The organism is Mycobacteriales bacterium, assembly GCA_035533475.1.
Taxonomy (GTDB): Bacteria; Actinomycetota; Actinomycetes; order DATLTS01; family DATLTS01; genus DATLTS01.
The window spans coordinates 18,150-28,836 of record DATLTS010000008.1 but is presented as its reverse complement, the minus strand read 5'-3'; the positions used below and the strand labels follow the sequence as shown (position 1 = coordinate 28,836).

The 10,687-nt window shown below is 68.3% G+C and carries 9 protein-coding genes; 4 read left to right on the top strand and 5 right to left on the bottom strand.

All coding sequences use genetic code 11. The features are described 5' to 3' along the window. The first annotated feature begins 814 nt into the window (after positions 1-814). From VNG13_00925 to gmd, 3 genes are read left to right on the top strand one after another with little or no spacing between them, the layout of a single operon-like run. Positions 815-1,195 carry a hypothetical protein gene (locus VNG13_00925; GenBank protein HVA59085.1) on the top strand — a complete coding sequence of 127 codons (381 nt, stop codon included), beginning with the start codon at positions 815-817 and terminating at the stop codon, positions 1,193-1,195. A gap of 37 nt (positions 1,196-1,232) precedes the next feature. Further along, positions 1,233-2,195, top strand: a complete 963-nt coding sequence (locus VNG13_00920; GenBank protein ID HVA59084.1) for a GDP-L-fucose synthase — start codon at positions 1,233-1,235, stop codon at positions 2,193-2,195. A 38-nt stretch (positions 2,196-2,233) separates the two neighbouring features. After that, positions 2,234-3,247: a GDP-mannose 4,6-dehydratase gene (gmd, locus tag VNG13_00915; protein HVA59083.1), complete on the top strand. Its 1,014-nt coding sequence runs from the start codon at positions 2,234-2,236 to the stop codon at positions 3,245-3,247. A gap of 448 nt (positions 3,248-3,695) precedes the next feature. Here the strand turns inward: gmd and VNG13_00910 are convergent, their stop codons facing one another. From VNG13_00910 to VNG13_00900, 3 genes are read right to left on the bottom strand one after another with little or no spacing between them, the layout of a single operon-like run. After that, complete coding sequence (locus VNG13_00910) at positions 3,696-4,217, bottom strand: hypothetical protein (protein HVA59082.1); 522 nt, start codon at positions 4,215-4,217, stop codon at positions 3,696-3,698. Beyond that, the gene (locus VNG13_00905) at positions 4,199-4,513 is read right to left on the bottom strand and encodes a hypothetical protein (protein HVA59081.1); all 315 of its coding nucleotides are present in this window, start codon (positions 4,511-4,513) and stop codon (positions 4,199-4,201) included. The genes VNG13_00910 and VNG13_00905 overlap by 19 nt, the downstream gene beginning before the upstream one ends. Beyond that, positions 4,506-5,624, bottom strand: a complete 1,119-nt coding sequence (locus tag VNG13_00900; GenBank protein ID HVA59080.1) for a hypothetical protein — start codon at positions 5,622-5,624, stop codon at positions 4,506-4,508. Before VNG13_00900 ends, VNG13_00905 begins: the two co-directional genes overlap by 8 nt. Before the next feature lie 1,073 nt (positions 5,625-6,697). Between VNG13_00900 and VNG13_00895 the strand changes: the two genes are divergently transcribed. Beyond that, entirely contained in the window at positions 6,698-7,810 is a 1,113-nt protein-coding gene (locus VNG13_00895) for a hypothetical protein (GenBank protein ID HVA59079.1), read from the top strand. Between the two features lie 323 nt (positions 7,811-8,133). On the opposite strand, the gene VNG13_00890 is transcribed toward VNG13_00895, so the two are convergent. Further along, complete coding sequence (locus VNG13_00890) at positions 8,134-9,075, bottom strand: nucleotidyltransferase family protein (GenBank protein HVA59078.1); 942 nt, start codon at positions 9,073-9,075, stop codon at positions 8,134-8,136. Beyond that, positions 9,072-10,589 carry a CpsD/CapB family tyrosine-protein kinase gene (locus VNG13_00885; GenBank protein HVA59077.1) on the bottom strand — a complete coding sequence of 506 codons (1,518 nt, stop codon included), beginning with the start codon at positions 10,587-10,589 and terminating at the stop codon, positions 9,072-9,074. The genes VNG13_00890 and VNG13_00885 overlap by 4 nt, the downstream gene beginning before the upstream one ends. Between the last annotated feature and the right edge of the window lie 98 nt (positions 10,590-10,687).

Sequence of the window (10,687 nt, the reverse complement as noted above, 5' to 3'; positions counted from 1 at the left end):
CGCGTCGGCACCGGCGGACCGTGTCCCAGCTGCGGCGACGCGGTCCTTGTCGAGGAACTGCTGGAGGGCGCCAACGAACGGTAATGTCAACACACGGATGACGTGGTGATCATCCCTACACCATGATCATGGACGCGACCTCCGTGTTGGGAGTTTTGGCCGTTCATATGTATGCCAGCCCGCTTTTCGATAACGGCTACCTTGGGGTTGCATTTTTGCCACGGAATTACCACAAAATCGCGCTTACCCCGGCTTTACCACGGGGATTCAACCTCGTTTGCCACACGGTCCGGTCGGGTAAGAGGCCCTTTGACCGCGGTTTTAGACGTTTGCCGAGGCTTCCAGGCGGCCTGAATCGCCATTCCCAAACAGGCAGGGCAAGGGTGCTGAAAGCGACCGTCCCGCGACTGGCGTCCACCGAGCCGGACAAAAAGGATGCCGGTAACGAGAGTCCGTCCACGCCATCACCATAATAAGAGCCACCGGAGCCCAGGAGACCTTTCTGTGATCACCACGAGCAGTCTCTCGGTGGCGAACCATGAAATCGGAACAGATCTGGCGTGGTCGTCCCTGCTGGCCGGCTGCCGAGCCTGTGCGGACGTCGTGCGTTGGTACGACTGCGCCGGCGGGGATCAGATGATGCCGGCCGGCTCGGTCGACCTGCCATTGCTGGGGCGGCTGAGCTTTCTCGGGCTCGAGATCTCCCCGGCGGACGCGGTTGGGCTGGTAGAGTCGGCGGCTCACGCACCCTGGGCCCCGGTGCCCACATTGGTCACTCTCGTCCAAGCAGATCCGGCCGGTGTTGACGGCCTGTATGACCGCGCTGAAGAGCTCCACCGGCACTTCCTTCACCGGCTCTCCCGCAACGCCGCGCCTATCGTGGCAGCGATGCTGCACCCTGACGCGGCCGGCTCTCTACCCCGTGCTCGACATGCCGCTACGGCACCTCTATGACGAGCCGGCACGGCGGGCCTGGGACGCGAGCCAGCGGAGCAGCAAGCCGCACTCACGGCGTTCGTACTGGCCGGTCATCCGCGAGGACATCATCGCGAACCAGGCTCACATCGACCGCTGGCGTGAGCGCCTCGCCGCTTCCGACGTGATTGAGGAACGACGGGTAGCCACGCTGAGCGACGTACGGCTCTGGGAAATCATGGGACGCGGTCTCGGAAGCACCTCGCCCACGCATTCCTGACCGCACCACTCCGGGGACCGCCGTTTAGACTGGCGGGGTGCACGACTTTCACGAGCCGTTGACGCCCGGCAGCCGCATCCACGTCGCCGGCCACCGCGGCCTCGTCGGCAGCGCGATCTGGCGGCTGCTCACCTCCCGCGGCCACACCGACCTCATCGGCCGAACGTCCCAGGAGCTCGACCTCCGCGACCGCGCGGCCGTCTTCGACTTCTACCGGGAGAACAAGCCCGAATACGTGATCATGGCCGCCGCGAAGGTTGGTGGCATCCTGGCCAACGCGACCTACCCGGCCGACTTCCTGAGCGACAACGTGCGGGTCCAGGTCAACACCCTCGACGCCGCCGCGGAGCTCGGCATCCGACGGGTGCTCTTCCTCGGCTCGTCGTGCATCTACCCCAAGCTCGCCGCACAGCCGATCACTGAGGACGCGCTGCTGACCGGCCCGCTCGAGCCGACCAACGACGCTTACGCAATCGCCAAGATCGCCGGGATCCTGCAGGTGCAGGCGCTGCGCCGCCAGCACGGGTGCTCCTACATCTCCGCCATGCCGACAAACCTCTACGGCCCCAACGACAACTTCGACCTCGAAACCTCCCACGTGCTCCCCGCGATGATCCGCAAGTTCAACGACGCCAAAGAGCAAGGGCGCGACGTCGTCGAACTGTGGGGCACCGGGTCGGCGATGCGGGAATTCCTGCACGTGGACGACCTGGCACGTGCCTGCCTTCACCTGCTCGAGCACTACGACGACGGCGCGCCGATCAACGTCGGCGCGGGTCAGGACGTCACCATCCGCCAGCTGGCGCAGACCGTGGCCGAGGTCGTCGGGTTCCAGGGCCGGCTTGCCTGGGACACCAGCAAGCCCGATGGCACACCGCGCAAGCTGCTCGACATCTCGCGGCTGCGCGCGCTGGGCTGGGAGCCACAGATCCCCTTGCGGGACGGCCTCGCCGCCACCTACGCCTGGTACACAGAGCAGCGCGACACCCGCGTCGCCTGACGCACCCGCACGAACGCCCGCCGCGAAAGGACTCCCAGATGGCCAAGACCGCCCTGATCACCGGCATCACCGGGCAGGACGGCTCCTACCTCGCGGAGCTGCTGCTCGGCAAGGGCTACGAAGTGCACGGGCTGATCCGCCGGTCGTCGACGTTCAACACCAGCCGGCTGGACGGGCTCTACCGCGACCCGCACGAGGCCAACCGCACGCTGTTCCTCCACCACGGCGACCTGGCAGAGGGCACCGGCCTGGTCAACCTGCTGCGCGAGGTGCAGCCCACCGAGGTCTACCACCTGGCCGCGCAAAGCCACGTGAAGGTCAGCTTCGAGATGCCCGAATACACCGGTGACACCACCGGACTCGGCACCATGCGGCTGCTCGAGGCGATCCGGGCCGCCGACGTGAACACGCGCTTCTACCAGGCGTCGAGCTCGGAGCTCTACGGCTCCACGGCGCCGCCACAGAACGAGCAGACACCCTTTCACCCACGCTCGCCGTACAGCGTCGCGAAACTCTACGCCCACTGGGCTACCGTCAACTACCGCGAGGCCTACGGCCTGTTCGCCACCAACGGGATCCTGTTCAACCACGAGTCGCCACGCCGCGGGGAGACGTTCGTAACCCGCAAGATCACCCGGGCGGTGGCCAGGATCGCCGCCGGGATACAAGACACGCTCTACCTCGGCAACCTCGACGCCGTGCGGGACTGGGGTTTCGCGCCGGACTACGTCGAAGGAATGTGGCGGATGCTGCAAGCCGAATCCCCCGACGACTACGTGCTCGCCACCGGGCATGCGATGACCGTCCGCGAGTTCTGCGTCGCGGCGTTCGACCGCGCTCAGCTCGACTGGGAAAAGCACGTCGCCTACGACGCCCGCTACGAGCGGCCCTCCGAGGTCGACGCGCTGATCGGTGACCCATCCAAGGCCGCCCGCGAACTCGGGTGGACAGCCACCACCTTCGGCGCGAACCTGGTCCACGTCATGGTCGACGCCGACATCACCACCCTGGAGGACGAACGCGCCGGCCGACTGATCCGCATCGACCGCTGAGCCGCTCCTGAAAGGCGATGAGGTTGCCCCGCGGAAGGCCCCCACAGTCGGCTACCGAGTAGCCACCGGTGCCCCCGAACGTGGACCCAGGCGAACGGCAATATAAATGATCATGCCTGTGACCTGCGGAGATAACGCAGCGTCGACACCTGTTAGCACCTGCGTCGATAACTTGTCACTGTATTCTGGAAATTGGCGGGTCAACTGTGCGCTCCCGTGCGGTGCCGTTCATTCGCGATCTTCCCCCCCACTTAAGCCCGAATCTCAGGTGGCTCGGTGACGGTCCTACTCGTTGCCTGGCCGGCGAGCCAGCCGCCGACGGGGCTAAGCGCGGCGCCCAGCCCGACCGGCCCATCGGCCGCACCCCTTTCGTCCTAGCGCGGACACCGGCGCCTACTTGCAAACGGATTCCCGCTACCAAGCAGCACTGGCCTATAGGCGTCAGAGATCACCTGGTATCGGTAGCTGCGAGCAAATCCGAGGCCAGCACCGCACAGGAAGCGGCAACCGTTGCGGGGTCTCCCAAACGGTCCTCGGTTCGGCCGGCCATCATCGATCCCAGCGCTTCGGGCCCCGCCGCGAACAGGTCGCGCAAATTAACCAATGCCGACTCGGTGACCGCCCCGGCAAGATCGTCGGTAAGGAGCCGTCGGAGCGACGCGCTGACGACGTCGGTCTCCACCGCGACGAGGATCCGATAGACGTCGTAGGCGTCCTTGTCCACGAGTCGCTTCGGGTTGTCTTGACGCTCGCCAATCTTGTGCATCTTGGCAACGATCAGCGCTGCCGGCCCTGCAACGCGCGCGGATACCCGGCGGTCGTCATCTTGGGACAGGGCGCGGACCTCCATCTCCGCGTTGTCGACGACAGCGGCTTCGAGTCCCACAGCCCAACGCATCGCCTCTTTCTGGTGGGGCGGCACGTCGGCGCTGCGCCGCCCGTGCTCACCGGCTAGCGCCTCCGGAACCATAAGATCCACGGGATGCCCGCCGGGCTGAGCCAGGCACCCGGTTGGCGCTTCTCCCGATCCAGCTCGAAGCCGGCTCTCCGCATTGCAGCCTCGATCAGCGGATCCTCACCGAGCGATCGAGTGTCTATGACCAAATCACTGTCCTTCGTGGCTTCGGCAACGGCGACCGGTGCCAGTCCGGTGTGCAGGTAGACCGCCTGCGCGCCGATCACGACGATGGAGTCCCGGTGTTCGCGCAACGCGATCAGCGCATCGAGCAGCGTCGATCGCGCCCGAACGAGCAGATCGTCAGCCACGCCACTCACCCGCGTTTGCCTCCATCCACGCAAGTAGCTCTTCGGCCTCGGCTGGATTGCGACCGGGGCCCGTCATGAGGTCGACCGCCGCTTGGCTCGGCGCAACCATGAAGACACCATCGACTACCGACGGGCGTTCGTAGACCACGTCATACGCGCTCTTCGCGACGAGGACGTTCGCGCCGGTCTCGACTTCGCGCAGACCAACCTGCTGGGCGAGTGCGGCCGGGTTATCAGCGTAGATCATCGCGTTACGGGCAGGGGCGTACTGGGCCGAGCGCTGTACGGCGAACGTGCCCGTGACCGCGTAGCGAAGGCCTGGCGCGGGAGCAACCTGTGACAGTCGCGACAGCAGATCAGGTAGGCCACGAGGTGCGAGGTAGCTCGTCACCGAGTTGGTCCGGCTGAACCCGTAGTCCTTGGCCCATCGCTCGATTAGGGCGCGCCACTCGACGCCGACAACAGGCCCGCGTGCCTCCCGGGTAAGCAGCAACTGATCCGCCAGAAACTCGACCACTCGGTACGTAGCGCCGCTGGATGCCCCGGCCAAGTCGATGATCGTAGGCACCGAGTACGGGGGGCCGAAGTCGACGAGCGCACGCACGACCCGCGCCGCCGGCTCCCCGGTCAGATTCCCCTTCGGTCGGCCGGGGCCGCGCCAGGGATCCTTCGTGGCCCCGACATCTCGAAGGAACAAGGCAGGTCGGCCTAAAGCGAGCCGAACATTTCCCGTCGCGTCGGCATAGGACACCTCTCGCTCAGTCATCCAAGCCTGAAGCGGTGGCGAAAAGTAGCGCGCTACGACCATGGGCACGGCCTGGTCCATGCGAGAACGCGGGCTAGTGCCGACGAAACCGCCGGCTATGTAAGCATTGAGCTGATCGAGAACTGACACGAGGTCCTTCGTGACCAGGTTCCGCTTGACCTCGATGACAAGGGACGTCCGCTCCCCACCGGGGGCGGAGAGTTCGGCTACCGCATCCGGCCCGAAGAGGGCCACATCGCCGCGGGCTTCCAGGCTCCACCCGTTCGGGAGCCGGGAGCGCACCTGGTTCAAGCCCTCGGCCAGGATGTCCGCCTCGCGCTCTAGAGCCGCCCGACCGGATGACACGCCACACCTCCTGTCTCGGCCTGCTGCCTTCGGGTAATCTACCATTTCCGCTGAGAGCGGGCAATCGGTGTTTCCGGAAATCGTCGTGCTCCGTCCGATGCGGAAGTTGGCGTTTCTCCGAAAGCGCCCGCGTCGCCGATGGGTCCCACGGCTCTTTGAGACCGCGCGGCCAGAGACGGCGCCAGACCTGCCCGCAGCCTCATCAGTCGCGGAGGAGAGGCAGCGCCAGGATGACACCGGCGACCGTTGCGTCTAGTTGTGTGGCCAGATCGGCGATCGCGGCGGTCTTCTCCGGGCTATGTCCTTCGGTGCGCGCCCGCTGTTCCGCGGCGTCGTCAAGGGTTGCCGGCGGACCAGAGCGCCAAGCCGCCCGGGCGGTCGTTCAGGTGGCCTACGGCGAGGGTTTTGAACCGCTGCTAGACGTCACCAACCGCCTCCCCGAGCCGGCCCGCTACCACGGTAGGCGACCTCCCCCGCGAACGCCCTTGTGCGTGATCCGGGACCCCCGGGCAGAGGCAAGCATGGGCCGTGGTGATCGCCGGCGAGTAGCCACCGGAGTAGCCACCGAGTAGCCACCGCACGGGCGGAGGCGAACAAAACTAGCAAACGATCAAGCTCTGATCAGGGAAAATAACTCTCCGTACACGTGTCCGTACACCATTAGCGCGCCTTGTCATTAACGGGTCGCTCCAGCGCCAACCATCCGTCACGGCTGATCGGTCCGTTCCGGGGCAAGGCCCACAGGGCTACTCGCGAGTTCGCGCCAAGACCAAGTACTTGCCTGCACGTTCCGCCTCGGAGGCGTCAACGGGGGCATGCGTCCGCTCCATGTCAGGCCTCACGCTCTGCGCCGTGGAAAAGTCGATCTGCACGTACCAGCGCCACCCCGTACGGCTCGGGTGCAGCCGGCCCACCGTCGTGGCACCCCTGCCTCCATCACATTCACATTAGTCTGACCGCGCAATCGTCAAGCTACGGCACCTACGCGCGCATTTTGATGAATTGATCGGGCGTCGGCACCCGGTAGAGTCTGGCGACGGCTCCAACCGGGGGTGAGCATGCGGCGGTGCCCGATGGCGGTCCACGCCGGCTTCGTGATCCGCGACGTCGGCACGGAGGCCGTCGCCTACAACCTCGCCACCGACCACGCCCACCTGCTGGACGCCCGGGCGCGCAAGGTACTCGACGCCTGCGACGGGTCCCGAGACGTGGAGGCGATCGCCGAGCTGGCCCAGCTGGCGCCCGGGGAGGCCGAGGAGGTCCTGTCCGAGCTTGCGCAGGTCGGCTTGGTGAGTGTGCCGGAATCCCTCCGAGCCGGCTTCGACCGTCGGGCCCTGCTCCGCCGCGGCGCGCTGGTCGGCGGTGCTGCGTTCGCCGGATCGGCGGTCATGTCGATCCTCGTCCCCACCGCTGCCGCGGCATCCTCCACCGCACCGCCGGCCACGGTCGCACCGGGCACCAGCGGGACGTACGTCAACAGCAGCGGCTCAACCCAGACCTACACCGTCACCGCGATCGGCGGTGCAGGCGGGGGCGGCGGAAGTTCGACGGCCGCCGCTGGCGGAGCCGGCGGGCAAGGCGTCGAGGTCACAGCGACTATCGCTATCGATAACGGGGCCGGTGTCGCCTACTTCGCAGGCGACGGGGGCGCAGCCGGCGGGAATGGCTCTACCGCGGCCGGTGTGGGCGGGGCGGGCGGGCAGAACGGCGGGTCGCAGCACTCAAGCATCGCAGCCGGCTACGGAGGAAGCGGGGCCGCGGGGGCTACCCCGGGACTCGGCGGCGGAGGCGGCGGCGGCGCCGCCAGTTACCTCTACCCCTACATCCCCAGCACCGGCATGCTGACAGGCCCTGCGCTCCTCATCGCCGGTGGCGGCGGCGGCGGTGACGGCGGGACCGCGACCGCAGGGGCCGATGGTGGAGCCGCCACCGTCGCCGTCACCAATGGCGCGACCGTTGGTCCCAATACCGGGGCCGGCGGCACAAACGGCGGCGGGGGCGGCGGGGGCGGCGAGGGCGGCGGCGGCGCCGGCGGCTCGGCCACTGCCCCCTCGACCGGCGCCGGCAGCTGCGGCGACCAGCCCAGCGACGGTGGCAGCACCGTGACCCTCACCAGTTCCAGCGTGTCCGGCGCGCCCACGCCGGCGGGTGTCGCCGGCACGCCGGGATCCATCACGTTCGCCTGACCCGGCTGGCCGGGGTCCGACGTCGCAGAGCGCACAGGTCGCGATTCACGTCGGTGTCCTCGAGAGTCCAGCCGGGAGCCGGGTCGGGAAACGCGCCACGGCGCCCGGCGATCTCGCGGCACGCTCCCAGCGGCGTCCGAGCGCTTCCCCTCGGCCCGCCGCATAACCGGCGGACGTCAGAAATCCCACCGTGAGCAAACCACCGGCATCGGGTCATACGCCACGGGGCTGCGGCCAGCTACCGCGCGCTCCTGGTAGGGCCGCGGGACCGACAGAGGCAGATAGCGGTGGCTCGTCGACCGGCAACCGCGCTGTGGCGCGGTTCAGGAGACACGTCGTGTGTCGTCAGTACCCGGGGACCCGGCCACCCCTCGGGCCTGCCGCAACTCCTCGGGAAGCTGCCGCGCCAACCGCCTCCAACGGCGCAGATGGGCGCGCATCAGCCAGCCTCGGCCGACCGGGGGGCCGAAGGCGTAACGCATGTAGCCCGGGCTGGGCAGGAGCCTGCGGAAGATCAGCTTCGGCAGCTGGCCCCGGTCGGCGTCGAGCAGCCGGCGCAGCGTGCCGGCCGGGCGAGCCCGCCGGCGAAGGTAGGCCGCGGCCGGAAGCCGCGGGCCCGGCTCGCCTCGTTCGCGCGCCACTGCCGCGAGTAGTTCCGCGCGCAGACCCAGCTCCTCGGCGATCTGCTCGGCCTCCCGCCACGTTGCCGGGCCGGCCTTGGCCAACGCCCTGACCAGGTCCTGGCGTTCTTGGGCGCCGACCGGGGCGGCCAGCGCGTGCAACGCCAGGACCACGCAACGCGCGGGCAAGTCGAGTGCGGAGACGATGTGCCCGTTGAGCGCGAAGGGGACGATGTGATCCGCGAGGACCCGCCAGGTCAGCTCGCCACGGCCGGTGTCGCCGGGCGCGGTCCCCGGCAACGCTCGGTGCAGGTCCACCTCCCAGCCCTCCGGAGTGAGCAGTACCCGGCTGTGGGCCGCACCCTCGTACCATCCGTCGGCCGTGCGCAGGCCCAGTCGGCGCAGGCGTCGCACGGCAGCCCGGGCGTCGGACCAGGCGATGAGCATGTCCACGTCCCGGTAAGGCCGGGCCGGCTCGTAGAGCCACGTCGCGGTCGTCGGGCCCTTGATCAGCACATGCCGGACACCCTCAGCGGTCAACGATTGGGACACCCGCACGGCGAGGTTGTCGAGCCGGATATTCCGGGCCACCACACTCGCGCGTAGCCGATCCGCAGCGATCGGGACCGCGTCCGGGTGGCTCATCGCAGCCGGCGCCGCAGCCGCTCGGTCATGCTCGCCGTTGTCCGGGCAGGCTCAGACCCGGTCGGTGCTGGCTCTGCGCCATGCCCGGCCGGGGCCAGCAGGCGACCACGCCAGCGAGGCCGGGCCGCCCGGGCGACCGGGATCTCCCGGTCGCCCGGGACGCCGTAATAGTCGGAGTAGCCCGAGTACCCGGTTTCCTCCCGGGCGCTGGCTGCGTTTACGAGGAGGCCACTGACCGCGGTCGTAGCCCGGGCTAAAGCGGCGCAGCCTTGCTGCAGCTCGGCTCGCCTTGTCAGCCCGATCCTGGCGACCAACACGACGGCCGTCGCAAGTTTCGCAAGCAGCAGACTGTCGGCGACCGGCAGCAGTGGCGGACTGTCCAAAACGACCACGTCGTAGGCGGCGCACAGTTCGCCGATCAGGGTAGCCATCCGATCGCTGCCTAGGGCCTCGCTCGGATTGGATGGCACCGGCCCGGCCGGGATCACCGACACCTGGTCGCAACGCTGAGCAACGTCGGCCAGCGTGCACTCACCGGTGAGCACGTCGGAGAGCCCCCGGCTGCCGGAAGCATTCAGGAATTCATGCACCATCGGGCGACGCAGGTCGGCGTCGACCAGCGCGACCCGGGCCCCGGTCTGGGCCAGCACTACGGCGAGGTTGCATGCCGTCGTGGTCTTCCCTTCACCGGGCACCGAGCTGGTGACGAGCACACAGCCGAACAGCCCGTCCACGATAGAGAGCTCGAGATTGGCCCGCAAGATTCGGTACGCCTCCCCCTGCGCGGACCCGGGAGCCGTGCGGGCGGGTAGCCGAGCGGCACCGGCGTCGACCGGCACGACCGCGAGCAACGACATCCCGCTCAGCGCGCTCGCCTGCTCCGAGTTGCGCAGCCGTCCATCAAGCGCGTCCCTGGCGACGGCGGCGCCGACCCCAACCGCCAACCCCACGAGTAGCCCCAATGCCAGATCGAGGCTTGGCCTGGGGGAGACCGGGCTGCCCGGAACGCTGGCGGGGGCGAACAGCGTGATCGGGTCGGGAACGCCGACGGGCAGCTCACCGAGCTGGCGAACCAGCGTCGGCAGGGTGCTGGCGTAGGCGTTGGCTACAGCGGCGGCCAGCGCCGGGGAGGTGTCCGTGACTGACACCGTGATGAATGGGCTGCCTTCCTGGTTGACGCTCGTCGACTGCACATAGGCCACGGACACGGTCGGAGCACTGGCGTGCGGATAGACGCCCTCCCGCTCCCCCAATGCGATCGCCGCCGAGATCGCCGGTGGCGTCGCGGCCACCTGGCCGAACTCCTGAGCGCGTTGCAGCGCGAGGGCCCGCAGCCCAAGTTCGTCGTTGTTCTGCAGCGGAGTGGAGCCCGAAACGACAAGCTCGGCGCTGGCCTGGTAGGTCTTGGTGTGGGTGAACGTATAGACGGCGGCGGCAGCCACCGCCGCGAGCGTGACAACCACGACCAGCAGCCAGCTGCGGGCCAGCAGCCTGCCGTACTCGCTGAGCGTCATCCGTCTCCTGTGACGACAACCCGGAATGAACCACCCCGCCACCGTGGCCACCTACAGTAAGCGCCGCACGGGGTTGCCGGCGCACGTTATGCCTTTCG

What these genes read in the sequence shown, in the direction of transcription:
- VNG13_00925 (HVA59085.1), top strand. Translation starts at nt 815, where the DNA reads ATGACCGCGCTGAAGAGCTCCACCGGCACTTCCTTCACCGGCTCTCCC.
- gmd (HVA59083.1), top strand. Translation starts at nt 2,234, where the DNA reads ATGGCCAAGACCGCCCTGATCACCGGCATCACCGGGCAGGACGGCTCC.
- VNG13_00910 (HVA59082.1), bottom strand. Translation starts at nt 4,217, where the DNA reads ATGGTTCCGGAGGCGCTAGCCGGTGAGCACGGGCGGCGCAGCGCCGAC.
- VNG13_00895 (HVA59079.1), top strand. Translation starts at nt 6,698, where the DNA reads ATGGCGGTCCACGCCGGCTTCGTGATCCGCGACGTCGGCACGGAGGCC.
- VNG13_00890 (HVA59078.1), bottom strand. Translation starts at nt 9,075, where the DNA reads ATGAGCCACCCGGACGCGGTCCCGATCGCTGCGGATCGGCTACGCGCG.
- VNG13_00885 (HVA59077.1), bottom strand. Translation starts at nt 10,589, where the DNA reads ATGACGCTCAGCGAGTACGGCAGGCTGCTGGCCCGCAGCTGGCTGCTG.